20 protein-coding genes and 1 pseudogene are annotated in these 24,384 nt (G+C 70.9%); 14 read left to right on the top strand and 7 right to left on the bottom strand.

Features of this window, described 5'->3' with window-relative positions; genetic code table 11:
* A pseudogene (locus ASF17_RS15810) lies at positions 1-670 on the top strand (hypothetical protein); the annotation flags it as partial.
* A gap of 52 nt (positions 671-722) precedes the next feature.
* Here the strand turns inward: ASF17_RS15810 and ASF17_RS14500 are convergent.
* The 4 genes from ASF17_RS14500 to ASF17_RS14485 all read right to left on the bottom strand — a co-directional run bounded on the left by ASF17_RS14500 (position 723) and on the right by ASF17_RS14485 (position 3,607).
* Entirely contained in the window at positions 723-1,562 is an 840-nt protein-coding gene (locus ASF17_RS14500; RefSeq protein ID WP_055801755.1) for a helix-turn-helix transcriptional regulator, read from the bottom strand.
* A gap of 155 nt (positions 1,563-1,717) precedes the next feature.
* Entirely contained in the window at positions 1,718-2,461 is a 744-nt protein-coding gene (locus tag ASF17_RS14495; protein ID WP_055801801.1) for an SDR family oxidoreductase, read from the bottom strand.
* Between the two features lie 258 nt (positions 2,462-2,719).
* Positions 2,720-3,040, bottom strand: coding sequence for a hypothetical protein (locus tag ASF17_RS14490; protein ID WP_055801752.1), 321 nt, complete (start codon positions 3,038-3,040; stop codon positions 2,720-2,722).
* A 138-nt stretch (positions 3,041-3,178) separates the two neighbouring features.
* The gene (locus ASF17_RS14485; RefSeq protein ID WP_055801749.1) at positions 3,179-3,607 is read right to left on the bottom strand and encodes a hypothetical protein; all 429 of its coding nucleotides are present in this window, start codon (positions 3,605-3,607) and stop codon (positions 3,179-3,181) included.
* A gap of 250 nt (positions 3,608-3,857) precedes the next feature.
* Here ASF17_RS14485 and ASF17_RS14480 point away from each other — a divergent pair, with 250 nt between their 5' ends.
* The 3 genes from ASF17_RS14480 to ASF17_RS14470 are packed head-to-tail and all read left to right on the top strand — an operon-like array spanning position 3,858 to position 7,652.
* Entirely contained in the window at positions 3,858-5,114 is a 1,257-nt protein-coding gene (locus ASF17_RS14480; protein ID WP_055801748.1) for an FAD-binding protein, read from the top strand.
* The gene (locus ASF17_RS14475) at positions 5,107-6,084 is read left to right on the top strand and encodes an aldose 1-epimerase family protein (protein ID WP_235476663.1); all 978 of its coding nucleotides are present in this window, start codon (positions 5,107-5,109) and stop codon (positions 6,082-6,084) included. Before ASF17_RS14480 ends, ASF17_RS14475 begins: the two co-directional genes overlap by 8 nt.
* Positions 6,085-6,131: 47 nt before the next feature.
* Positions 6,132-7,652 (top strand): LCP family protein, encoded by a 1,521-nt coding sequence (locus ASF17_RS14470; protein WP_055801745.1) that lies wholly within the window; start codon positions 6,132-6,134, stop codon positions 7,650-7,652.
* Positions 7,653-7,740: 88 nt separating this feature from the next.
* Here ASF17_RS14470 and ASF17_RS14465 read toward each other — a convergent pair whose 3' ends face one another.
* The gene (locus tag ASF17_RS14465; protein ID WP_055801742.1) at positions 7,741-8,058 is read right to left on the bottom strand and encodes a hypothetical protein; all 318 of its coding nucleotides are present in this window, start codon (positions 8,056-8,058) and stop codon (positions 7,741-7,743) included.
* Between the two features lie 513 nt (positions 8,059-8,571).
* On the opposite strand from ASF17_RS14465, the gene chvE reads away from it, so the two are divergent.
* The 8 genes from chvE (at position 8,572) to ASF17_RS14425 (ending at position 20,176) form a co-directional block, all read left to right on the top strand.
* A complete protein-coding gene (chvE, locus tag ASF17_RS14460; protein ID WP_082475427.1) occupies positions 8,572-9,702 on the top strand; it encodes a multiple monosaccharide ABC transporter substrate-binding protein in 1,131 nt (376 codons plus the stop codon).
* Positions 9,703-9,802: 100 nt separating this feature from the next.
* The gene (gene mmsA, locus ASF17_RS14455; RefSeq protein WP_156357461.1) at positions 9,803-11,353 is read left to right on the top strand and encodes a multiple monosaccharide ABC transporter ATP-binding protein; all 1,551 of its coding nucleotides are present in this window, start codon (positions 9,803-9,805) and stop codon (positions 11,351-11,353) included.
* Positions 11,340-12,608 carry a multiple monosaccharide ABC transporter permease gene (gene mmsB / locus ASF17_RS14450; protein WP_082475426.1) on the top strand — a complete coding sequence of 423 codons (1,269 nt, stop codon included), beginning with the start codon at positions 11,340-11,342 and terminating at the stop codon, positions 12,606-12,608. The genes mmsA and mmsB overlap by 14 nt, the downstream gene beginning before the upstream one ends.
* Positions 12,609-12,709: 101 nt before the next feature.
* Positions 12,710-13,717 carry a LacI family DNA-binding transcriptional regulator gene (locus ASF17_RS14445; RefSeq protein ID WP_055801739.1) on the top strand — a complete coding sequence of 336 codons (1,008 nt, stop codon included), beginning with the start codon at positions 12,710-12,712 and terminating at the stop codon, positions 13,715-13,717.
* A 47-nt stretch (positions 13,718-13,764) separates the two neighbouring features.
* On the top strand, positions 13,765-14,775 hold the full coding sequence (locus ASF17_RS14440; protein ID WP_055801736.1) for an LLM class flavin-dependent oxidoreductase: 1,011 nt from the start codon (positions 13,765-13,767) through the stop codon (positions 14,773-14,775).
* Between the two features lie 86 nt (positions 14,776-14,861).
* Positions 14,862-15,974: a helix-turn-helix transcriptional regulator gene (locus ASF17_RS15805; RefSeq protein WP_055801732.1), complete on the top strand. Its 1,113-nt coding sequence runs from the start codon at positions 14,862-14,864 to the stop codon at positions 15,972-15,974.
* A gap of 176 nt (positions 15,975-16,150) precedes the next feature.
* Positions 16,151-19,309 (top strand): S8 family serine peptidase, encoded by a 3,159-nt coding sequence (locus ASF17_RS14430; RefSeq protein WP_082475425.1) that lies wholly within the window; start codon positions 16,151-16,153, stop codon positions 19,307-19,309.
* A 189-nt stretch (positions 19,310-19,498) separates the two neighbouring features.
* On the top strand, positions 19,499-20,176 hold the full coding sequence (locus tag ASF17_RS14425) for an endonuclease/exonuclease/phosphatase family protein (RefSeq protein ID WP_055801787.1): 678 nt from the start codon (positions 19,499-19,501) through the stop codon (positions 20,174-20,176).
* Between the two features lie 146 nt (positions 20,177-20,322).
* Here the strand turns inward: ASF17_RS14425 and ASF17_RS14420 are convergent, their stop codons facing one another.
* Positions 20,323-20,604, bottom strand: a complete 282-nt coding sequence (locus ASF17_RS14420) for a hypothetical protein (protein WP_055801726.1) — start codon at positions 20,602-20,604, stop codon at positions 20,323-20,325.
* A gap of 311 nt (positions 20,605-20,915) precedes the next feature.
* On the opposite strand from ASF17_RS14420, the gene ASF17_RS14415 reads away from it, so the two are divergent.
* Together ASF17_RS14415 and ASF17_RS14410 are read left to right on the top strand one after the other, a co-directional pair.
* A complete protein-coding gene (locus ASF17_RS14415) occupies positions 20,916-21,752 on the top strand; it encodes an aldo/keto reductase (RefSeq protein ID WP_055801722.1) in 837 nt (278 codons plus the stop codon).
* Between the two features lie 180 nt (positions 21,753-21,932).
* Positions 21,933-22,757, top strand: a complete 825-nt coding sequence (locus ASF17_RS14410) for a Pr6Pr family membrane protein (protein WP_156357460.1) — start codon at positions 21,933-21,935, stop codon at positions 22,755-22,757.
* Here ASF17_RS14410 and ASF17_RS14405 read toward each other — a convergent pair.
* Positions 22,679-24,286: a flavin monoamine oxidase family protein gene (locus ASF17_RS14405; RefSeq protein WP_055801715.1), complete on the bottom strand. Its 1,608-nt coding sequence runs from the start codon at positions 24,284-24,286 to the stop codon at positions 22,679-22,681. The two genes, ASF17_RS14410 and ASF17_RS14405, sit on opposite strands and share 79 nt — an antisense overlap.
* Positions 24,287-24,384: the final 98 nt, after the last annotated feature.

Raw genomic sequence — 24,384 nt, 5'->3', positions numbered from 1 at the left:
CCCGAACCTGTTCCACCTCGGCTCCCTGCAGAACGCGAACTCGGTCAACTTCGTGCACATCCTCCAAGACCAGGCCGAGCACATCGCAGCCGTCATCGGGGCGGCCCGCGCCGCCGGCGCCCGCACCGTCGAGCCCACCGAGGAGGCGCAGGACGACTGGGGGCGCATCGTCCGGACGACCGCGATCGACAACGCGACCTTCCAGGCCGAGTGCACCCCGGGCTACTACAACGCCGAGGGCCGCGGCAGGCCGAACACCTCCTCCTACGGCCCCGGCCCGGTCGCGTTCCACGACGTGCTCGGGACGGCTCGTTCCCCCGGGAGACCTTCCAGGCCGAGTGCACCCCGGGCTACTACAACGCCGAGGGCCGCGGCAGGCCGAACACCTCCTCCTACGGCCCCGGCCCGGTCGCGTTCCACGACGTGCTCGAGGAATGGCGTCGGACGTCCCTGGGCGATGTGCTCGTCGGGGTCCCCGCCCCGGCGACGACGTGACCTGATCGCCACGATCACCGTGTCGGAGCAGGACGCAGGTCCGGTCTCCGCCACCGACCTCGCAGCCCGTCCTGGGACGACCGAGGGGTTCATGGCCCTCAGCGGCGGGGCTGGCCCCTTCGTCTACCGTCTGGAGTCGCTGGCGCAGGGGGCCCGGCAGGCGAACGGCGGGTGAGCACCGGCCTGGTTCATCTCGCTCGGTGCGGTCCGACGCAGGGCCGCCGCACTCAGCGGCTCAATCGCTGATGTCCGATGACGCGAAGAAGGTCGAGTTTGCTTCGATTCTCCGCGCCTGCGCCTGGATTGAGGATGACGAGCCGATGCGACCCTTTCTCGGTGAACAGCACCTGCGCGTCGATGGCGATGCTGCCCAGCTCAGGGTGGAGCAGCGTGTCGCACTCGTCGTACGTCTGAGCCACATGGTGGAGATCCCACATGCGACGGAATTCCGCGCTGCTCTCACTGAGCTCTGCCGCGATGTCCCGTGCGCGTCGCGTGTCGCTGCCGTCCTGTGTGGCCATCCTCAGGCGCGCGGCAAGGTACTGCCCATGGCGCTCGTGCGCATCCGCGGGATAGATCCTGCGTTCTTCGGGGTCCGTGAACCAGCGGTGGAATCCACTCTTCGAAGGGCCGGTGAAAGATGTCTCATCGCCGAAGAGCGCCTTGGCCAGCGAGTTCATCGCGAGGGTGTCCAGCAAGTCGTTCTGCACCAGGCAGGGAACGTTCGAGAGGCCATCGAGAACCTGCAGGAGTGACGGCGGTACGTGATCTGACGTGTCGAACGTGCGGGGGGCGTTGTGCCCGATGAGGGCGAACAGATGATCTCGCTCGTCCGTGCTCAGCCGCAGCGCCCGGGCCAGGGACGCCGCGATGTGCGTCGAGGGGCGGGGTGCGCGTTGCTGTTCGAGGCGTGCCAGGTAGTCCGTCGACATCCCCGCGAGCTGGGCGACTTCCTCTCTGCGAAGTCCAGGCGCACGACGTCGGGACCCGCCGGTGAGCCCGACGTCCTGGGGGAGCAGCGACTCCCTCCGAGACCGCAGGAATTCTGCCAGCAGACGTTCGTTCATGCGTCAATCATGTGGCACCGGCTGATCCGCAGCCAGGGACGAGTTGTCCGTGGCTGCGGATCGGATGTCGGTCCGGTTCGCCGGCACGTCGCCGAGGATCCGCGGCGACCGCGCGGCGGTCGCGGTTCTGCCGTGGGCCGGCTGCTCGCGCCGGGCTACATCGTGCTGAACGAGCTCAACATCTCCTTGTAGTCGCCCCGGGTGAACGCGTGACGGATGGCCTCGGCCCTGGCGACGATGATCTCGTCCGCGTCCGGCTTGGTCTCCAGCAGCGACATGACCTCTGTCAGGTATTCGTCCAGCGGCATCGCGTAGGCGCTGTCGGTCTGGTTCATCAAGTCGGTCCGTACCGCGGGGGGAACGACCTCGATCACCTGCATGCCTGACGCGGCCACCTGGATGCGGAGCGAATCCGAGAACGAGTGCAGCGCCGCCTTGGTCGCACTGTAGGTGGGTGTCGCCGGGTAGGGCACGAAGGCGAGAGAGGACGTCACGTTGATGACCGTGCCATCACTCTCACCGACGAGCTGCGGAAGGAAGGCGTACGTCATCCTGATCGTCCCGAGGAGGTTGACCGTGACATGGTCTTCCGCCAGGCGCACGTCGGCGGGATCGAGGAGGCTCTCTTCGTACATGATGCCCGCGTTGTTGATGAGAACATTCAGTCCGGGATGCGTGACCTTGAGCGTCTCGGCTGCTCGGGCGATCGAAGACGGTTCTCCGACGTCCAGTTCGATCGCGTCGATGCCCGGGTGATCGGAAGCGATCTCATCCAACAGGGCTTTTCGACGGCCGGCGATGATGATCTTGTTGCCCGCGGTGTGGAGACGTCGGGCCAGACCGAGCCCGATCCCGGACGTGGCACCGGTGATGAGAATCGTGTTACCAGTGAGTTTCAAGTGGTGCAGCTCCTTCGTAGATGTCACTCGTATCGAGTCACCGTCGGGACTCTACGGAGCGACATCCAGGGCAGGAAGGGATGAGTTGTCCGGGTACGGGTCATCCCTGGATCGAGCCCACGAGACCGCCGCCATGGGGTCGCAAGCCATCGTCTCCGACCTCGACACCGTGAACCTCCCGCTCGAGCGGGAACCGCACCGTGGGCAGGGCGTCGACGATGCCGCGATGATCGTCGGAGACGCCGCTCGGTCGCGCTCTCAGAGCTTCTCGGGGGTCTCGCGGTCCGCGGCGTGGATGGGCTCGCTGTGCCCGAAGGTCTCGGCCGCCGCGCGGAGGCGCTCGACGAACTCCGTGTTCTCCATCTCGAGCTCGTCGGCCTCGGCGTCCTCGACGACGAGTTCGCTGGCCGGCCCGATGAGGATCTTCGTGGTCGTCATCATCCCGTCCGGGGCGACGGCGGGGACTTCGACGGTGTCGGCGCGGTCGCCTCCCGAGAGCGCTGCCGCGTACTCGATGACGGCGTCGGCGACGTCGTCGCTGGTGAGGATGATGGCGCTGTCGTAGCGGATGTTCTTCATGGCGTCTCCTGATCGGCGTCGTCCCAGTCAAGCCCGGCTCGCGCATCCTGGACCGACCGAAGAGGCCGCGCGGATCGCTCATTCAGGCGCCGAGTCGCGCCCTGGCTGCTGCCCGGGCGTCGATCGCGACGCCGACGATCAGCCGGCGAGGGTGCGGTACCGGGCGGGGATCGGCGGGACGCGCAGCCAGGAGGCGCGGCGCACGCCGTCGAGCGACGTCCAGTCGACGAAGACCGTCCCGAGCGAGACCAGGGCGGCGAGCGACTCGGGCGACGCGACGCCCACGGACGACCCCCGGCGCAGGCGGGCGATGCCGACGATCGAGTCGTCGGGCAGGCGGACCTCCACGAGCCGGGGGTCGTCTCCGCCGATGGACCGCAGCACGAGGCAGCTGCCGGCGGGCACGGAGAGGTCGCCCGAGGCCTGCGGCTCGTCGAGGTAGGTGAGGTAGAAGCGGGGGGATCTCCGGAGGCGCGGGGCGCGTTCCGACCGGATCCTCCCGAGGGTCCGTGGGGCGCGCTGGACGACGGCGGGCGGCTGATCCGTGCCGGATGCGGTGGTGTCCATCGTGGTCGTCCCCTGGTCGTCTCGGTCGCCCGCGTTCCCTCGCCTGGCGTCCTGTTCCAGACAACAGGGTGCGGGCGGCTCGGAGCATGCCCGCCCCCTCCCCAGTGAGGGGGGTCGCACCTCCCCAGTCCGGGGGGTCCGCCGCGTGTCGTCGCCCGCCCGCGTCGGTCGAGGGGCACGCGAGTGAGCGCTCACTTCGGGCGGGTGCGGAGGTCTAGAGTGGACGCGCCACCGAGCCGAAGGAGTCCCGATGCACAACTGGGCCGCCAACGTCGAGTACTCGACGACAGACCTGCGCCGTCCCACCACCGTCGACGAGGTCCGTGACGTCGTCACCTCGTCTCGACGGGTGAAGGCCCTCGGGTCGAGGCACTCGTTCAACCGCGTCGCCGACACCGACGGCGCTCTCGTGTCGCTCGATCGGCTCGACGTGCCCATCGAGCTCGACGCCGAGGCGGGCACCGTCCGCGTCGGGGCCGGGACGACGCACGCCGTCCTGGCCGTCGAGCTGCAGCGTCAGGGTCGTGCCCTGCCGAACCTCGCCTCGCTGCCGCACATCTCGGTCGCCGGAGCCGTGCAGACCGGCACCCACGGTTCGGGAGTCGGCAACCCCGCCCTGTCGGCGTCCGTCGCGGCCGTCGAGTTCGTCCGCGCCGATGGCTCCCTCGAGACCGTCCGCCGGGGCGACGACCGCTTCGAGGCGTCGGTGGTGGGTCTCGGGGCCCTGGGCGTGGTCACCGCGCTCGTCCTCGACACGGTCCCGACGTTCGACGTGGTGCAGACCGTGCATTCGGCGCTGCCCTGGCGGGCCGCCCTCGATCGGCTCGACGACGTGCTCGGTCACGCGTACAGCGTCAGCCTCTTCACGCGGTGGACGGGCGACGCCGTCGACCAGGTCTGGGCCAAGGCCCGCGTCGGCGACCCGGTCCGGCTCGATCTCGCCGACCTGGGCGGCGTGCCCGCCGAGGCGGCCGTCCACATGCTCCCCGACACCGCGGCCGACGCCGTGACGCCGCAGCTCGGCGTCCCCGGGCCCTGGCTCGACCGGCTCCCGCACTTCCGGGCGGACTTCACCCCGAGCGCGGGCGAGGAGATCCAGAGCGAGTACCTCGTGCCCGCCGAGCACGCCGCCGCCGCGATCGGGGCGCTCCGCGCGGTGGGGCACCGCTTCGCCGACGTGCTGTTCGTCAGCGAGATCCGCACCGTGGCCGCCGACGACGCGTGGCTCAGCCCGAGCGGCGGACGCGACAGCGTGGCCTTCCACTTCACCTGGCGACGCCTGGCCGACGAGGTACTCGCCGTGCTGCCCGTCGTCGAGGAGGCCCTCGCGCCGTTCGACGCCCGCCCGCACTGGGGCAAGGTCGCGACGCTCGACCACGGGACGCTGCGCCGCCGCTTCCCGAGACTCGACGACTTCGCCGCGCACGCCCGCGCCGTCGATCCCGACGGGCGCTTCCGCAACGACCACCTGGCCCGCACCGTCTTCGAGGAGTCCCCTGTTGTCTGACCCCACCCGCGCCTCCTCGTCCACGACCGCGGCGACCGGTCCGGTCGACGCGCCGCTGCCTCTCAGCGGCCGGGCGAGCACCATCGAGCACGGCCCGTATCGCGCCGAGATCGCGGGTGTCGGCGCCACCCTGCGCGCCCTCACCCACGACGGCCGCGACCTCGTGGTCCCGTTCGGCGTCGACGAGGTCCGGCCGCTCTACCGCGGCGCCCTGCTCGCCCCCTGGCCCAACCGGGTCGTCGACGGGCTCTACGACGACCAGGGGGTCGAGCGTCAGCTGCCGATCACCGAGGTCGAGCGCGGTCACGCTCTGCACGGGCTCGTCCAGTGGGCCGAATGGGACGTCGAGCACCACACGCCCGACCGCGTCGTGCTGGCCACCCGCCTGGCGCCGAGCGACGGCTACCCGTACCGCCTCGACCTGCGGGTCGAGTACCGGCTCGACGACGACGGTCTGCACACGACCGTGCTGGCGTCGAACGCCGCCGCCGGGCGGGCGCCGTACGGCGTGGCCCCGCACCCCTACCTCGTCGCCGGCGAGGGCCGCGTCGACGACTGGACGCTCACCCTCGCCGCCGACGGCTACCTCGAGGTGACCGACGACCGCCTCGTGCCGCTCGGCGTGCACGGGGTCTCCGAACGCGACGGCTTCGACTTCCGCGACGGTCGGCTCATCGGCGACCTCTTCGTCGATCACGCCTTCACCGACGTCGCGGCGGCGGCCGGCGGGCGTCACGAGGCGCGGGTCACGACGGCCGACGGCACCGGCGTGCGGATGAGCTGGGGCCGGGAGCTCCCCTGGGTGCAGGTGCACACCGGCGACCGCCCCGAGCCGGAGGACGACCGCCGCGGTCTGGCCGTCGAGCCGATGACCTGCCCGCCGGACGCGTTCACGAGCGGCGTCGACCTCGTGCACCTCGGACCGGGGGAGTCGCACGAGGCGTCCTGGAGCATCGCCGCGATCGTCTGAGCGCTGATCGTCAGGAACGGTCACGGGTCGTCTGGTTACCATCGAGTGTGAGCAGACGATCCGAACGACACGACGAGACGGCGCCCCTCGAGGGCGGCCACGCCGCCGCGACGGACGACCGCACGCCTCCGCGGCACGCCAGAGGTCGTCGTCGCCGGGTCGTCGTGCTGCCCGCCGTGGCGGGTGTGCTCGCGGCCCTCCTCCTGCTCACCGGCGGCTACGCCACCTACAGCTACAACCGGTTCGTCGGCGGAGTCACGCACGTCGACGCGATCCCGTCGGCCGGCGACGACGGTGACGACGACGTCGACGGCGTGGCCCAGAACATCCTGCTGGTCGGCGACGATCACCGACCCGACAACGCCACCCCCGACGAGCTCGCGCTGCTGAGCACCGACTCCGACGGGGGAGCGTCGAACACCGACACGATGATCGTCCTGCACATCCCCGCCGACGGCTCGAGCGCCACCCTCATCTCGATGCCGCGCGACTCGTACGTCGAGATCCCGGGCTACGGGCAGAACAAGCTCAACGCGGCCTACTCGCTCGGCAAGGAGTCCGGGGGCAGCGAGGCCGCCGGCGCGCAGCTGCTCATCCAGACCGTGCAGAACCTCACCGGTCTGACGATGGATCACTACGTGCGCGTGTCGCTCATCGGCTTCTACCGCGTCGTCGACGCGCTCGGCCCGGTCGACGTCTGCCTCAACCAGGCCGCCGTAGACAGCTTCTCGGGGGTGAATCTGCCCGCGGGGGTCTCGACGCTCGACGCCAAGCAGGCGCTGTCGTTCGTGCGCCAGCGGCACGGCCTCCCCGGCGGCGATCTCGACCGCCAGGTCCGTCAGCAGTACTTCCTCAGCGTCGAGGCCCGCAAGATCCTCTCGGCCGGCACCCTGCTGAACCCGACCAAGCTCGGCTCGGTGCTCGACGCCGTCAGCTCGTCGATGGAGACCGACTCGGGGCTGAACTTCCTGCAGCTGGCGAATCAGGTCAAGAACCTCCGGCCCGAGAACGTCCGATCAGCCACCATCCCGATCCTGGGCACGCCGACGATCTCGGTCGGCGGCTCGCCGCTGTCGATCGTCGAGGTCGACAAGGGCGCCATGCCGGGGTTCATCCAGGGGCTCGTGGGTCCGCCGCAGGCGTACACCGACGCCGTCGCGGCCGCACCGGCCGACGTCTCGGTCAGTGTCGCCAACGCGAGCGGCGTCACGGGCGCCGCCACGACGGCCACCGAGGCCCTGGCTGCGGCGGGCTTCGTCACCGGCGCCCCGACGTCGGCGTCGGCGACGGCCGCGACGGTCGTGAACTACCCCGCGGGGCAGGAGGCCCAGGCCAAGGCGGTCGCCGCCTACCTGCCCGGAGCGGTCGCGGTCGCGTCGAGTCAGGTGACCGCCGTCACGGTCGTGCTCGGCAGCGACGGCATCACCGTGCAGCCGCCCGTCACCGAGACCCCCGAGCCCTCGACACCGGCCGAGACCACGGCGCCCGAGGCCACCGTCGCGCCCGAGCCCGCGCCGACGCCCACCCCGGCGGGCACGAGCTACGCGGCCGGCGCCTGCATCAACTGACCCTGACCCGATCGGGTGCGGTCGACCGAGGGTGCAGCGGTCGACCGGCCCTTGACCCTCGGGTGCGGTCAGCCCGCCGTGCAGCGGTCTAGGCCGGCATCGAGCGCGTGCCAACCGGGTCGGACTCCCAGGTCGTCGCCGAGACCGACCCTGGTGAGAGGCGGTGCAGAGCCGCCTCGAGTGCGCGACGCGTGCGGCGGGCCGACAGCTCGTCGCGGACGACCATGTCGAAGCGGAGCATCTCCGTCGACTCGGTGAGCAGCACCGTGCCGGCGTCGGCGAGCTGCACGAGGTACTGGCCCTCGCCGACCCGGGCGGCGACGTGCTCGGAGAGCAGCCGCCGCGACAGCCAGAACAGACCGGCCGAGTCGTGCGCGGTGTGGACGGTGGCCGTCGCGGTGATCATGCGGACACTGTGCCGTGCCTTCCGCTCAGCGACGTGAACGGCGTGTGGCGAGCGTGTTAACCCCGCAGGGGGACAACCGACTTGACACGCGCCTGCGCAACGCGCATAGTTGGCGAGCGCTCGGATGTGAGCGCTCACATTGCAAGCAGTCCCTGACGAAGAGGTCACCTGTGAACACCAGCACCACAACCCGACGCGCGAGCCGCCGCCCCCTGGCCGCCCTCTCTTCGCCGCACCCCGTCGCCGACGGCCCGGCCCCGCGCCTCCTCGGCTGACTCCGGGCCCCGCGGCCGCCCCGATCACCCCGGTCGGAGCCCCGCACGTCGCCCCGAGCCTGCTCCGCAGCCGGCCCGGACGCGGTCTCAGCCCCGCCGGTCGCCTCCCCGTCGCACTCGACGCCCTCCCGTGTGACCGGTCACTTCGGCCGGTCGCCCCCCTCGACTCACCCTCACCCCCCTCCCACCGTCATCGACGACGTCGTCGAGATGACACGGACACCAAAGGAATCACACCGTGAAGAACAAGAAGATCCTCGCCGGCATCGTCGCCGTCGGCCTCGTCACGTCGCTGGCAGCCTGCTCGGGCGGCGGCGGCCGTGGCGCCGACTCCGGCAGCGGAGACACCGGCGGAGACAACGCGGGCGCCCTCGTCGGCGTCGCGATGCCCACCAAGGTCTCCGAGCGCTGGATCAAGGACGGCGACGCCGTCAAGAGCGCGCTGGAGGACAAGGGCTACAAGGTCGACCTCGAGTACGCCGACAACAAGATCCCCCAGCAGGTCCAGCAGGTCAGCAACATGATCACCAAGGGTGCGAAGGTCCTGATCGTCGCCTCGATCGACGGCGGCTCGCTCAGCGACCAGCTCGACCAGGCCGCCGCGGCCGGAATCCCCGTCATCTCGTACGACCGTCTGCTGACCGGCAACGAGAACGTCGACTACTACGTGTCGTTCGACAACTACAAGGTCGGCGTCGACCAGGCGACCAGCCTCCTCACCGGTCTCGGCCTCGCCGACGCCGACGGCAAGAAGATCGACGGCGCTGACAAGAAGACGATCGAGCTCTTCGCCGGCAGCCCCGACGACAACAACGCGACCTTCTTCTTCAACGGCGCGATGGACACCCTGAAGCCCTACATCGAAGACGGCACCATCACGGTGGGCTCCGGCCAGACCGAGTTCACGCAGGTCGCCACCCAGCAGTGGGACCCGGCCACGGCCAAGGCCCGCATGCAGAACCTCATCGCGTCGACCTACTCGGGCGGCACGAAGCTCGACGGCGTGCTGTCGCCCTACGACGGCATCTCGATCGGCATCATCTCGGCCCTCGAGGGTGCCGGCTACAGCTCCGACGCGCTCCCGGTCGTGACCGGCCAGGACGCCGAGGCCGCCTCGGTCAAGTCGATCATCGCCGGTCAGCAGTACTCGACCATCTACAAGGACACCCGTCAGCTCGCCGACCAGTCCGTCGTGATGGCCGACGACATCCTCCAGGGCGAGACGCCCGAGACGAACGACGACAAGACGTACGACAACGGCGAGAAGGTCGTGCCGACGTACCTCTTCCAGCCGACGATCGTCACGAAGGACAACTACGAAGAGGTCCTCGTCGACAGCGGCTACTTCACCGAGGCCGACCTCAAGTAGGTCGCCCCGCCCCCCGGGGCGCAGGAGGCGCGGGGCACCCGTGCCGCGCCTCCTGCGCCCCACAGCTCCGCCCCCACCCCATGCACGAGAGAAGGAACACGTGGCGAACACGATCCTCGAGATGCGCGACATCACGAAGACGTTCCCCGGCGTCAAGGCCCTGCAGAACGTCACGCTGGAGGTCGAGCGCGGCCAGGTCCACGCGATCTGCGGCGAGAACGGCGCCGGCAAGTCGACGCTGATGAAGGTGCTGTCGGGGGTCTACCCCTCGGGTTCCTTCGACGGCCAGATCCTGCTCGACGGCCAGCCCGTCGACTTCAAGAACATCAACGACTCCGAGGCCGCCGGCGTCGTCATCATCCACCAGGAGCTCGCGCTGAGCCCGTTCCTGTCGATCGCCGAGAACATCTTCCTCGGCAACGAGCAGTCCAAGGGCGGCTTCATCGACTGGAACAAGACCAACCTCGACGCCGCGGGCCTGCTGGCCCGCGTCGGGCTGCGCGACAACCCCGTGACGAAGGTCACCGACATCGGCGTGGGCAAGCAGCAGCTGGTCGAGATCGCCAAGGCGCTCTCGAAGAAGGTCAAGCTGCTGATCCTCGACGAGCCGACGGCGGCCCTGAACGACGACGACTCCGCCCACCTGCTCGACCTCATCAAGAGCCTGCAGGGGCAGGGCATCACGTCGATCATCATCAGTCACAAGCTGAACGAGATCAAGGCGATCGCCGACAAGGTCACCATCATCCGCGACGGCAAGACGATCGAGACCCTCGACATGCACGCCGGCGAGGTCACCGAGGACCGCATCATCAAGGGCATGGTCGGCCGCGACCTCGAGAGCCGGTACCCCGCTCACGAGTCGAACGTCGGCGAGGAGCTCCTCCGCATCGAGGACTGGACCGTCCACCACCCGCTCGACGCGACCCGCGAGATCATCCACCAGGCCAACCTGAACGTGAAGGCCGGCGAGATCGTCGGCATCGCGGGCCTCATGGGCGCCGGTCGGACCGAGCTCGCCATGAGCGTCTTCGGCAAGAGCTACGGCACCGGCATCTCGGGCACCGTCTACAAGCGGGGCGAGAAGATCGACACCAGCACCGTGAGCAAGGCCATCAAGGCCGGTCTCGCGTACGCGACCGAGGACCGCAAGAAGTACGGTCTCAACCTGATCGACGACATCACCCGCAACGTCTCGGGCTCGGCCCTCCGCAAGCTGGCGAAGTCCGGCTTCGTCAACAGCTCCGAAGAGAGCCGCGTCGCCGAGGGCTACCGCAAGAGCATGAACATCAAGGCGCCGAACGTGGCCGCCCTGACGGGCAAGCTCTCGGGCGGCAACCAGCAGAAGGTCGTGCTGTCGAAGTGGATGTACACCGACCCCGACGTGCTGATCCTCGACGAGCCCACCCGAGGCATCGACGTCGGCGCGAAGTACGAGATCTACACGATCATCAACCAGCTCGCGGACGCCGGCAAGGGAGTGATCGTCATCTCGAGCGAGCTGCCCGAGCTGCTCGGCATCTGCGACCGCGTCTACACCCTCTCGGAGGGACGCATCACGGCCGACGTGCCGATCGCCGAGGCGACCCCCGAGTTCCTCCTGAAGTACATGACCCTCGAACGAGAGAGCCCCGTCAATGAGCGCGCCTAGCCCCACCCAGGCCACCGACCCGAAGCCCACGGGCGGGTCGCCCACCTCCCGTCAGCCGCAGAGCGGCTCCGGCGGCAACCCCCTCGTCGGTGCGGTCTCGTACCTCGGCGGGCAGCTCCGCCAGATCGGCCTCTTCATCGCGCTGATCGTGATCGTGCTGTTCTTCCAGGTCACGACCGACGGCATCACGCTCGCGCCGATCAACGTGTCGAACCTGGTCGTCCAGAACAGCTACATCCTGATCCTGGCCATCGGCATGGTGATGGTGATCATCGCCGGTCACATCGACCTCTCGGTCGGTTCGATCGTCGCGTTCACCGGCGCCATGGCCGGCGTCATGATCACCCAGTGGGGTCTGCCCTGGCCTCTGGCCGTCGTGCTCTGCCTCATCCTCGGCGGTCTCGTCGGCGCCTGGCAGGGGTTCTGGATCGCCTACTTCGGCATCCCGGCGTTCATCGTCACCCTGGCGGGCATGCTCGCCTTCCGCGGTGCGGCTCAGATCGCCCTGCAGGGTCAGCAGATCTCGCCCTTCCCCCAGGGGTTCCGCGACATCGGCTCGGGCTTCCTGCCGGCGTTCGGCACGACCGGCTACGAGCCGCTGACCCTCGTGCTCGGCGCGATCGCCTCCGTCGCCCTGATCGGCACCGGTCTCCGCGGTCGGGCCACGCGGCGCAAGTACCAGCTCGAGGACGAGCCCTTCCTGTGGTTCATCACGAAGATGGTCTTCACGGTCGCCCTCGTCATGTACATCGGGTTCCTCCTCGCCAGCTACTCGGGCACCCCGATCGTCCTCGTCGTCCTCGCGGTCCTCGTCGTCGTGTACTCCACGGTCATGAAGAACTCGGTCTTCGGCCGCCACGTCTACGCCATCGGCGGCAACCTGCACGCCGCCGAGCTGTCGGGCATCAAGACGAAGCGGGTCACGTTCCTGCTCTTCGTCAACATGGGCGTCATCTCGGCCCTCGCCGGCCTGGTCTTCACCGGTCAGCTGAACCTCGCCAGCCCGAGCGCCGGAAACGGCTTCGAGCTCGACGCCATCGCCGCGGTCTTCATCGGCGGTGCGGCGGTCACCGGCGGCATCGGCACCGTCACCGGCGCCATCGTCGGCGGTCTGATCATCGGAATCCTCAACAACGGCATGTCGATCCTCGGCGTCGGCACCGAGTACCAGTCCCTCATCAAGGGCCTCGTGCTGCTCGCCGCGGTCGCGTTCGACGTCTTCAACAAGCGTCGCGCCGCCTCGGCAGGCAAGTAGAGCGACCACCCCAGGAGGCGCGGTTCCCGATCGAGGGGGCCGCGCCTCCTCGTCGTCCGGGCCCGTCCGACCCGCGAAACGAACAGATCTAGGATCATCTCGTGGCAACCCTCTTCGACGTCGCGGCCGCGGCCGGCGTCTCGCATCAGACCGTCTCGAGGGTCGTGAACGGGGATCCGTCGGTGAGGCCGGCGACGAAGGCGAAGGTCGACACGGCCATCGACGAGCTCAACTACCGGCCGAGTCTCGCGGCCCGCGCCCTCGCCAGCCGCAGGACGACCTCGCTCGGCCTGATCAGCACCGGGTTCCCGTACTACGGCCCCTCGAGCACGATGCACGGCTTCAACGGCGCCGCGCGCCGGGCCGGCTATCAGGTCTCGATGGCCACCCTCGACGTCGCCGACCGGAAGGGCATGCAGCAGGCCCTCGACTCGCTGCTGGGTCAGAACGTCGCCGCCCTCGTGCTGATCGCCCCCGACCCCGAGGTGCTGCGGGTGCTCCGCCGGGCCGATCTGTCGGTGCCGCTCGTCACGGCCGACAGCGAGGCCGAGCCCGGGCACCACACCGTGTCGCTCGATCAGGTCGCGGGCGCGGAGTCCGCCGTCGAGCACCTGGTCGCGCTCGGTCACGCGCGCATCGCGCATCTGGCCGGGCCCGAGGGCTGGATGGACGGTCGCGACCGCGAACGGGGCTGGCGTGACGCCTGCACGCGACTCGGACTCGAGCCGTCGGTGCTGCTGCGGGGCGACTGGACCCCGGCCTCGGGTCACGGGGTCGGCCGCGAGATCGTCGAGAGGATCGCCCGCGACGAGGTGACCGCCGTGTTCTGCGGCAACGACCAGATGGCGCTCGGCCTCATGCACGCCCTCGCCGAGGCCGGCGTCTCGGTGCCCGGCGACGTCAGCATCGTCGGGTTCGACGACATCCCCGAGGCGGCGCACTTCCTGCCGCCGCTGACGACCGTCCGGCAGGATTTCGAGGCGCTCGGCCGACTCATCATGACGACGGTCGAGGCCGTTCTCGCCGGCGACTCCACGCCCGTGGCCTCGCTGCCCACCCAGCTCGTCGCGCGCGCCTCGACGGCGCCGCCCCGCACCGTCGCCGACTAGAGGCCGCGCGCGGGCATGAACCGCGCCTCCTCGGTGTTGGCACCCGCATGAGCATTCCCCTCTCGATCCTCGACCTCGCCCCCGTCGCCCCCGGAGAGACGGTGCGCGACAGCTTCGCCGCCTCCGTGGCCCTCGCACAGCAGGCCGAGGCGAGCGGGTACCGGCGGGTCTGGTACGCCGAGCACCACAACATGGCGTCGATCGCGTCGAGCGCGACGTCGGTGCTGATCGCCCACATCGCCAGCCAGACGTCCACCATCCGTCTCGGCTCGGGCGGCGTCATGCTGCCCAACCACTCGCCGCTGACCATCGCCGAGCAGTTCGGCACGCTCGAGACGCTGCACCCGGGCCGCATCGACCTCGGCCTCGGGCGGGCGCCCGGCAGCGACCAGGCGACGTTCCGCGCGCTGCGCCGCGACCCCGCGTCGTCCGAGCGGTTCCCGCAGGACATCCTCGAGCTGCAGGCGTTCCTCGCCGGCGAGTCCCGGGTGGCCGGCGTCCAGGCGGTCCCCGGCGGAGGCACGAACGTGCCGTTGTACATCCTCGGATCGTCGCTGTTCGGGGCGAAGCTCGCCGCGGCCCTGGGTCTGCCCTACGCGTTCGCCTCGCACTTCGCGCCCGGCGACCTGATCGACGCGGTGACCGCCTACCGCCGCGAGTTCCAGCCGTCCGAGCAGCTCGCCGAGCCGTACGTCATCGCCGCGGTGAACGCCGTCGTGGCCGACGACGCGGACGACGCCGACGCCCAGTTCGCGGTCGTCAAGCGGCAGCGTCTGCTGATGCTGCTGCGGCAGAGCGGTCAGATCGACGTCGCCCGCGAGTTCGACGACGCCGAGCTCGACCACCTGCTGCGCACCCCGGTGGGGCAGCACGTGCAGACGATGACGACCTACACAGCGGTCGGGACCCCGTCCGAGTCGCGCGAGTACATGGAGCAGTTCGCCCGCACGGCGCAGGCCGACGAGCTGATCGTCGCGCACGCCGGGTCGTCGAAGGAGGCGCGGCTGCGGTCGGTCGCGCTGCTCGCCGAGGCCATGGAGCTCGCACCCGCCGCGTGACCCGCCGGGGCGTTGCGCGCTCCGCCGCGTGACCCGCCGGGGCGACGCGCGCTCGGTCTCCGCGCGCCGCGGCTAGGGTCGAGCGCATGAGTCTGCCCGAGCTCTCGGCGCTCGGGGTCGACGAGGTCGCCGCCGAGGTGCTCGAGGTCGTCCTGGCCGAGCCCGATGGCGTCGTGCTCGACGACGTCGCCGCCGCCCTGCCCGTGATCGACCGGGGAGCGGTCGCGGTGGCCCTCGAGCAGCTGCGTCAGCTCGGTCTCGTGCACCGCGGGGCCGCGGCTCCGGCCCCGTCGCCGCGCTCCGATCAGCGGCCCGCCCCCGAGGGGCGCTGGGCCGCCATCGACCCCCGGGTCTCGGTGCCGGCCCTCGTGACGAAGCGGGCCGACGCGCTCTCCGCGGCCCGCGCCTCCACGGCCGTCCTCGCCGAGCTGTTCGACGAGACGCGCCGCCTCGCCGACCCGTCGGCCACGACGCGGACGCTCGTCGGCGGGGCGGCCGTCGGCGACTGGTACTCGCGGCTCGAGCTGACGGCGACCCGCTCGTTCCTGGCCTTCGACCGCCCGCCGTACGTGGTCGCCGGCAACGAGGCGACCGAGCGGACGGCGCTGGCCCGCGGGGTCCGCTGGCGGGCCGTCTACACGATCGACAGCTTCGGGGCCGACGGCCGGTGGCAGGGGGTCCGCCGACTCGGCGGTCACGGCGAGGAGGCGCGGCTCACCGACTCCCTGCCCGTCAAGCTGGCCGTCGCGGACGAACGCATCGCCCTCGTCTCGCTCGGGCACGACCCGGCCGCGCCCGAGGCGCTCGTCACCGAGTCGCCCGCCCTCGTCGCGGCGCTCGTCGAGCTGTTCGAGCAGCGATGGCGCTCGGCCGTGCCCGTGCCCGTCGAGCGCGCCCCCGACGACGGCGTGCCCGGCCCGGCCTCGAGCGACTGGGCCCTGATCGCCGCCCGTGTCGCCGACGCGGGCCTGGCGGCGTCCGGGGGAGCGGCCACGGGAGGGTCACGACGTCCGCCGAGCGCCGACGAGCGCGACCTCGTGGCGCTCGTCGCGGCCGGGGCGACCGACGAGGTCGTGGCCCAGCGGCTGGGCGTGTCGGTCCGGACGGTGCGTCGGCGTCTGCACGAGCTGCTCGCCGAGCTCGGAGCGACGAACCGCTTCCACGCCGGCGTCGAGGCGTCGCGGCGAGGCTGGATCTGACGTCGGCCCTTCGGTGGACACGGTGTCCCCCGAACAGGTCACGACAGGTAAACAAACCGGCCTGACCCGGCCAGTGGCATCGATCGGCCAGCACCCCCGCTTGAGGGGCAGATGAATTCTCAGGTAACTCTTACTCGACGACTTCGCCATGGGGGCGACAGCGTCGGAAGGCACCCGTGATCACTCCATCCGGCCCTCGTCGGCCGAAAGTCCCTCTCTCCGCGCTCCTCCTGTCGGGTCTCGTGGCCACCGGTCTCGTCGGCGCGGGCGTCGTCGCCCTGCCGGCGTCGTCGGCCGTCGCAGCCGAGGGGCCGGCCGTCGTCGGCGACACGTCGTTCTCGGCGGGCAAGTACATCGTCACGCTCCGCGAGCCGGCGGCCGCGACCTACGAGGGCGGCACGGCCGGCCTCCCGGCGACGGCGACGCCCGAGGGCACGCGACTCGACGCCCGCGCCGCTCCGGTGCAAAAATACAGCGATCACCTCGAGGAGACCCAGGCGGACGTCGCCGCAGCGGTCGGCGCCTCGGTGGACGCCCACTACTCGGTCACGACCAACGCGTTCGCGGCCGATCTCACGGCCGACCAGGCCCGGTCGCTCGCCGCCGACCCGACGGTCGCCGCCGTGTCGAAGAACGAGCTGCTGAAGCTGCAGGCGACGCCGTCGACGGAGTTCCTCGGACTCGGCGACGCCCAGGGCGCCGGCGGCGTCTGGGACTCGCTCGGCGGTCAGGACACCGCGGGCGACGGCGTCGTCGTCGGCATCATCGACTCCGGCATCGCCGCCGGCAACGCGTCGTTCGCCGGCGACCCGCTCGGCGCCGTCAGCGAGACGGAGCCGCACCTCGAGGGCGACGCGACCGTCTACCCGCGCGGCGACGGGGGCACCTTCCGGGGCGTCTGCCAGACCGGCGTGCAGTTCACCGCCGCCGACTGCAACACGAAGCTGATCGGCGCCCGCTACTTCGTCGACGGCTTCGGGGTCGGCAACATCGGCACGGAGGAACAGGGCGAGTACCTCTCGCCCCGTGACGGCAACGGGCACGGCTCGCACACGGCCTCGACCGCGGCCGGCAACGCCGATGTCGAGGCGCAGGTCGCCGGGCGCGACTTCGGCACGATCTCGGGCGTCGCGCCCGCGGCGAAGATCGCCGCCTACAAGGTCTGCTGGGACGGCCCCGACCGCGTGTCGACCGACGACGACGGCTGCGCCACCCTCGACCTGATCGCCGCCATCGAGGCGGCCGTCACCGACGGCGTCGACGTCATCAACTACTCCATCGGCGGGGGCGGCGCGACGAGCACCTACTCGGCCACCGACCAGGCGTTCCTCGGAGCGGCCTCGGCCGGCGTCTTCGTCGCCGCCTCGGCCGGCAACGACGGCCCCACGGCCACCACCGCGGACAACGTTGCGCCCTGGATCACCACCGTCGCCGCCAGCACGATCCCGAGCTACTCGGCGACCGCCCGCACCGGCGACGGCACCTCGTACCTCGGCGGTTCGATCACGGTCCCCGTCGGAACGGACGGCCTGACCGGGACGCTGGTCGACTCGCAGGCGGTCAAGCTCGCCTCGGCGACGACCGCCGACGCCCTGCTCTGCACGCCGGGCACGCTCGACGCCTCGCTCGTGCCCGACGACGCCGTGGTCCTCTGCGACCGCGGAGTGGTCGGCCGCACCGACAAGAGCGCCGAGGTCGACCGGGTCGGCGGCATCGCGATGCTGCTGGTCAACAAGACCCCGAGCTCCGTCGACCTCGACGAGCACGTCATCCCGACCGTCCACGTCGACGCCGAGGGCTACACGGCCCTCCACGCCTACGCGGCCACCGAGGGCGCGACCGTCACCCTCCTCGACGGCAACCCCGACGCCCTGCCCGAGCCCGCGACCCCGCAGATCGCCGGCTTCTCGTCTCGCGGCCCGGTCACGGCCGACGGCGGCAACCTGCTGAAGCCCGACATCTCGGCCCCCGGAGTGGCGATCCTCGCCGACGGCGCGAACGCCGCCGGCGAAGAGGGCTCGTACGAGTTCCTCTCGGGCACGTCGATGTCGTCGCCCCACATCGCCGGTCTCGCCGCGCTCTACCTGTCGGCGCATCCCGACTGGTCGCCCAGCGAGGTCAAGTCGGCCATGATGACGACGGCCTACGACCTGGTCGGAGCCGACGGCCGGCCGAACCGCGACGTCTTCGCGCAGGGCGCCGGCCACGTCGACCCGACGAGGTTCCTCGACCCGGGTCTGCTCTACGAGAACGGCCCCGATCAGTGGCAGGCCTACGTCGACTCGATCGGCACGGTCGAGGGCACTGACTCGTCGATGAACCTCCCGTCGATCAGCGTCGGATCCCTCGCGGGCACGGCGACGGTCACGCGCACCGTCACGGCCACCGGCGCGGGCACGTACACCGCGGCGCCGGTTGAGATGCCGGGCGTCTCGGTCGAGGTCTCGCCCTCGACCCTCTCCTTCGCCCAGGAGGGCGAGAAGAAGGAGTACTCGGTCACCTTCACCCGCACCACGGCGGCGCTCGACGAGTTCGCCACCGGACATCTGACCTGGAGCGACGGCAGCCACGACGTGCGGAGCCCGCTGGCCGTGCGTCCCGTCCAGCTCGACGCCGCCTCGGAGATCAGCGGAGAGGGCGCCTCGGGCGAGGCCGCTCTCGACGTGACGGCCGGCGACGCGCTGACGCTGCCGCTCGAGACCGAGGGGCTCGTCAAGGGGTCCGTCGCCACCGGCTCGGGCACGGCCGGGGGCGAGCCCGCGCTCGTGCCGCTGACCGTCGCCGAGGGGACGACCCACGGCCGCTTCGTGCTCGACTCCGCCGACGACACGGCCGATCTCGATCTGCTGCTCTACTCGGCGGACGAGGCCGGCGAGCCCGACACCCTGGTCGACTACGCGGCGACGGGATCCGCCGACGAGCAGCTCGACGTCGAGGCGCCCGAGGCCGGCAGCTACGTGCTGATGGTCGACTTCTACTCGGGGGCCGGCGACCTCGGCTACACGCTGACGTCGTACCTCCTCGACCCGGCGCAGGCCGTCGGCGGCTTCGCGGTCGACCCCGCGACCCTCGACGCGGCGCTCGGCGAGACGACGACGGTCACGACCTCGTGGTCGGGGCTCGACTACGACTCCAGCTATCTGGGCCGGGTCTCGTACGGCGACACCGGCACCGTCACCTACGTGACGGTCGCCTCGGGCGCCGAGCCCGAACCGGAGGAGCCGCCCACCGAGCCCGGCACACCGGGGCACGGATGGGACCTCGGAGCGATCTTCGACTGGATCTGGAACGCCATCGGCGGCCTGATCCACCACTGGTGGCCGCGCTGGCGCTGAGCCGCCGCTGACGGCGCGGGGCCCTGAGCCCCGCGTCGGATGGTGACCAGGAGGCGGTCCGCACCTGTCGAGAGACGGTGCGGACCGCCTCCTGCCTGTTCGCAGAGCGAAGAACCCACCCGATCTGCACGTCCGCGAAACGTGAGTGGGCTAGGTTCGGTCCCCGTGAACGAAGAAGACGGCAACTCGATGCGCGTGATCAGCTACAACCTGCGCGAGCACACGGCCAAGGGCGAGATCGAGGCCCTGGCGCGGGATCACCGGGCCGACGTGCTCTGCCTGCAGGAGGCCGACACGAACGACATCCCCGAGCGACTCGGCGACCTGGTGCTGGCGGCGTCCACCCGCAACAACCGTCTGGGCCTCGCCGCCTACTACCGGCCCGACCGCTTCGAGCTGCTGGGCTCCCAGGTCTACGCCCTGAAGAAGTCGATGCACGACCGGGTCATGTCGCCCGCGCACGAACGGCTTCTGGCCATGCATCTCGCCGACCGCGTCTCGAAGACCGACGTGCTCGTCGGGTCGTTCCACGCGGCGCCCCTGACGGCGTCGAACGGGCTGCGGCGGAAGCAGGTCTCGTCGGCGCACGAGCTGATGCGCGCGCTGGCCCCCGGCGTGCCGATGCTCATGGTGGGCGACTTCAACTACCCCTGGTTCCACCAGGGGCTCCGCAAGCAGATCGAACGCGACGGGTTCATCCTCACCCGCAGCGACACGCCGACCTATCTCGGCTACCGCTACGTCAAGGGGCACTTCGACTTCGCGACGAGCATCGACCTCACGATCGACGACATCGTCACGCTGCCGGCGGGGATCTCCGACCACCGGCCGATCCTCGTCCGCGCGCAGGGGCTGCTGACCGCCTGACGGCCGGTGCGCCGCCCGCGTGGCGGATCGCTCGCGGGGCTCACCGCCGGCACGGCGGATCGCTCGCACGGCGAACCGCCCGCACGGCGAGGCCGTGCGGGCGGTTCGTAGTCACTCCCGCGACCGTGGGGGTCGCGTCGGATCGATCAGGCGGCGAGGAGCAGCTCTTCGGCGTCGACCGAGTAGGCCTGCACGATGGTGCGGCTCGGCTCGCGGCGCCAGCTGCGGCCGGGGATGACCCAGCCCTCGGTGCCCGAGACCGTGACGGTCGAGCCGACGCGCACGGCGTCGGTGACGACGTCGCTCCATGCGCGGACGGCGAACTCGGCGCCACGGTCGTCGACGACGACGAACTCGACGAGGCGGGCGGTGGTCAGGGTGGGGACGGTCGTGACCGTCCCGGTGATGGTGGTGATGGTGTTCTTCATGATGCGTTCTCTCGATGTGCTCTGCGGCACGCGGCGTTCTCGGCTCGCGTGGGCCGTCGGGATGCGACGGCGGTTCGGACGGTGTCCGGTCGGGCCCGTGTCACGATCACCGGAGGAGTGAGCACCTGGTGAGGTGGCTCCGATGATGTCGGGCTGTTCGGATCAGATGGCCGGTGTGGACTCGGCTGCTGCTGTTCCGGGAACGATCAGAGTAGATCTGCTCCAAGCGACTCACGACAGTAACACGCCCGGGCTGCAGACACCAGAGCCAATCTGGAAGCCTGGACAGCTTCCGGGTGTTGGCTTCTCACATGACCACGATCCCCACCATCACTCTGAACAACGGCATCCAGATCCCCCAGCTCGGGTTCGGCGTCTACCAGGTCGACCCGGCCGAGACGAAGGACGCCACCCTCACCGCGTTCGAGGTCGGCTACCGCCACATCGACACCGCCGAGATGTACGGCAACGAGGCGGGCGTCGGCGAGGCCATCGCCGAGAGCGGCCTCGACCGCAGCGACATCTTCGTCACCTCGAAGCTCAACAACGGCTTCCACAAGCGCGACGACGCGCTGAAGGCGTTCGATGGGACCCTCGAGGCCCTCAAGCAGGACTACGTCGACCTGTTCCTCATCCACTGGCCCCTGCCCGGCATCGACGTCGACTACATCGAGACGTGGAAGGCCATGGAGGAGATCCACGCCAGCGGCCGCGCCAAGTCCATCGGCGTCTCGAACTTCCAGCAGCCGCACCTCGAGCGCGTGCTCGCCGAGGGCTCGGTCGTGCCGGTCGTGAACCAGATCGAGGTGCACCCGTACCTGACGCAGGACCCGCTCCGCGAGTTCGGCGTGTCGAAGGGCATCCACACCGAGGCCTGGTCGCCCATCGCCCAGGGCGGCGTCCTGAAAGACGAGACGATCACCGAGATCGCCGAGCGAGTCGGCAAGTCGACCGCCCAGGTCACGCTCCGCTGGCACATCCAGCGCGGCGACATCGTGTTCCCGAAGTCGGTCACGCGCTCGCGCGTCGAAGAGAACTTCGCGCTGTTCGACTTCGAGCTGACCGACGCGGACGTCGCCGCCATCACGGCCCTGAACAAGGACGAGCGCACGGGCCCGAACCCCGACGAGTTCAACTACATCCCGTAAGCGGCCCCCGCTTCGAGACACCCACCGGGTCGTCGCGCCTCGTGCGCGGCGGCCCGGTCGTCGTCTGCGGCGCGGGTCGGCCGTACCCGGGGCGGGCCCCCGCGACCCGGTCGCCGTCAGGCTCCGCTAGTACGCTCGGTTCTTCCGATACGACGGCCTGACCCGGGAGAGTGTGACGACGTGCGACGACTCGTGGGCGTTCTCCGGCTGCTCGCCGCCGCCGCCGGGTCATCGGCCCTCGTCTCGTACTTCGTCTACGTTCTCGGCTTCAGCACGTTCAGCACCGTGAACTACTTCAGCTACTTCACCCAGCAGAGCAACATCGCGAACGTCGTCGTGCTGACCGCGTCGGGCATCCTCATGCTGCGGGGAGTGCCCGAGCCGCGCTGGTTCGCCTCGCTGCACGCGCTCGTGACGACGTACGTGATCGTGTCGGGCCTCGTCTACGGGGTCATCGTGATCGAGTCGGCGAGTCACAACTACACGATCGGCGTCCCCTGGTCGAGCCAGGTGCTGCACTTCTATCTGTCCACGTTCGTGCTCGTCGACTGGATCTTCGCACCCGGGCGCACGAGGGTCCGATGGAGCCTCGTGCTCGCGGCCCTGCCGTTCCCCGTCGTCTGGGGGCTGTTCACGATCTGGCGGGGCGCGCGGGTCGGCTGGTACCCGTACTTCTTCCTCGACCCGGCCCAGGTGCGCTGGCCCGACGAGTTCGTGCTCTACAACGGCATCGCGATCGGCACGATCATCGGGGTGACGGTGGCCCTCGTCGGGCTGAGCCATCTGCGTCCGCGGCATCGTCCGGCGGTGACGGGCGCGCCTCCTCGGACTCCCGCGATCAGGGCGGGGGCGGGGCTCTCCCCGGAGGCGCGGCGAGGGTCGTCCAGGCGTCGCCGCGGTCCTCGAGACCTGGCGGTCGCCACGCGTCAGGAGCCGGGGGTCGCCGAGGGGTCGACGGTCGGCTCGCCGGACGGGGTCGGCGAGGCCGACACGAGGTCGAGGTAGGGCTCGAGCGACGCGAGGGCCGCGGTGACGGCCTCGTCGTCGTCGAGGGCCGCAGCCGCGCGACCGGCGTCGCCGCCCGTCAGCGACACCAGGATCGGCTCGCCCGTCGACGGCATGAGGTTGACGAACAGGCGATCGCTCGCGGTGTCGTCGAGCACGGCCCAGACGGTGGCCTCCGTCGACCAGAACGCCCGATCGAAGCGCAGCCAGAGGACCTCCTGGTCGCCCATCCCGAGCGACTCGATCGCCGACGAGTACGCGGCGGGCAGAGCGGGATCGAACTCGACCGCCCCTCGCTTGAGCACCCCGAGGGGCATCGTCGACACGACGCGGTCCGCCGAGAGCGACTCGCCCGTCGCGAGTCGCAGGCCGACCCCCTGATCGCCGTACTGGACGCTGACCACGGTGCTGCCGCGCAGCACGTCGAGTCCGTCCAGGAGCCCCGTGACGAACGACTCGAAGCCGCCCGTGACGAGGGTCGCATCGACGGGGAGGAGATCGTCGCCGATCTGGCTCATCGCCAGGTCGCCCGCCTCGGCGCCGAACCGGGCGGGCAGGACGGTGTCGAGCAGGAACGCCACGCGCTCGGCGTCGGACACGCCCGTCGCGTCGGGCGTGCTCGAGACCCGGTCGGCGCCCGACTCGGCGAAGACCTGCCGCGCCGACGTGCCGAGGCCGCCGCCCGTGCCGTCGCCGCTGTCGACGCCGTCGGTGCCGGCAGCCCACGCGGAGGCGGTGGTCACGGCGGCCGCGAGTGCGCCGGTCAGATCGGTGGTCGTGCCGTCGGCGGTGCGGGCCGCGACCTGCGCGGTGCCGGAGCCGGGGAAGGCGGTGGAGCCGGGGGTGTCGGAGGTGTCGGAGGTGTCGGTCGAGCCGCCGGCGACGCCTGCGCCGTCGACTCGGACGGTGTCCACCCCGGCCAGGGTCAGCGCGCCGACGAGGGCGGGCGAGGCGTCGCCGAACAGCGTCGACACGCCCAGCTCGACCGGGAACGGCCACGAGTCGTCGGCGACCGTGTGGATGCGACCGCCGATGCGGTCGCGCGCCTCGACCACGACGACGTCGAAGCCACGGTCGGCCAGGGCCCGAGCGGCGGTCGCACCGGCGATCCCCGCCCCGATGACGGCGATGCGCTCACCCTCGGCGGCGACGGCCGCGACCTGGTCGGCGACGTCGAAGCCCGAGGCCCTCGCACCGTAGACCGTGCCCGCGTTCCGGTCGGCGACGGCCTCGCCGGCGAAGAAGAGCCGATCGTCGAGCGAGCCGGCGAGCGTCAGCCGGTCGGTCACCGTCGAGCCGGTCGCCAGGTAGCTCGACGACCCTCCGGCCAGGGCGTCGTCGGCCCAGCTGCTGCGGAGGAACCCCGCCGCGGCGACACCGGCCGGCGCGGTCGGGGCCTCGGTCGGCGTCGGGGTCGGCCCGCCCGTCGACGGCGCCGGAGAGGGCGCGTCGGTCGTGCACGCGGCGAGCACGAGCACGGCGGCGCCCGAGAGCGTGCCCGTCAGGAACGCGCGACGACTGATGCCCATGCTCCCGATTCTCGCAGCCCGCGGCCCCGAGCGCGCACGCCTTCCTCGTCGGTCGACCCGCGCCTCCTCGGCTCGTTCGAGCCGGAGCTCGAGCGCGC

The organism is Frigoribacterium sp. Leaf263 (assembly GCF_001422285.1).
Taxonomy (GTDB): domain Bacteria; phylum Actinomycetota; class Actinomycetes; order Actinomycetales; family Microbacteriaceae; genus Frigoribacterium.
Note: the sequence above shows the minus strand (reverse complement) of the source record. Positions and strands in the feature narration are given on the sequence as shown.

Bases quoted from the DNA above. Each gene is read 5' to 3' on its own strand.
- ASF17_RS14500 (WP_055801755.1), bottom strand. From the start codon at position 1,562: ATGAACGAACGTCTGCTGGCAGAATTCCTGCGGTCTCGGAGGGAGTCG.
- ASF17_RS14490 (WP_055801752.1), bottom strand. From the start codon at position 3,040: ATGAAGAACATCCGCTACGACAGCGCCATCATCCTCACCAGCGACGAC.
- ASF17_RS14485 (WP_055801749.1), bottom strand. From the start codon at position 3,607: ATGGACACCACCGCATCCGGCACGGATCAGCCGCCCGCCGTCGTCCAG.
- ASF17_RS14480 (WP_055801748.1), top strand. From the start codon at position 3,858: ATGCACAACTGGGCCGCCAACGTCGAGTACTCGACGACAGACCTGCGC.
- ASF17_RS14465 (WP_055801742.1), bottom strand. From the start codon at position 8,058: ATGATCACCGCGACGGCCACCGTCCACACCGCGCACGACTCGGCCGGT.
- mmsB (WP_082475426.1), top strand. From the start codon at position 11,340: ATGAGCGCGCCTAGCCCCACCCAGGCCACCGACCCGAAGCCCACGGGC.
- ASF17_RS14440 (WP_055801736.1), top strand. From the start codon at position 13,765: ATGAGCATTCCCCTCTCGATCCTCGACCTCGCCCCCGTCGCCCCCGGA.
- ASF17_RS15805 (WP_055801732.1), top strand. From the start codon at position 14,862: ATGAGTCTGCCCGAGCTCTCGGCGCTCGGGGTCGACGAGGTCGCCGCC.
- ASF17_RS14425 (WP_055801787.1), top strand. From the start codon at position 19,499: ATGCGCGTGATCAGCTACAACCTGCGCGAGCACACGGCCAAGGGCGAG.
- ASF17_RS14420 (WP_055801726.1), bottom strand. From the start codon at position 20,604: ATGAAGAACACCATCACCACCATCACCGGGACGGTCACGACCGTCCCC.
- ASF17_RS14415 (WP_055801722.1), top strand. From the start codon at position 20,916: ATGACCACGATCCCCACCATCACTCTGAACAACGGCATCCAGATCCCC.
- ASF17_RS14405 (WP_055801715.1), bottom strand. From the start codon at position 24,286: ATGGGCATCAGTCGTCGCGCGTTCCTGACGGGCACGCTCTCGGGCGCC.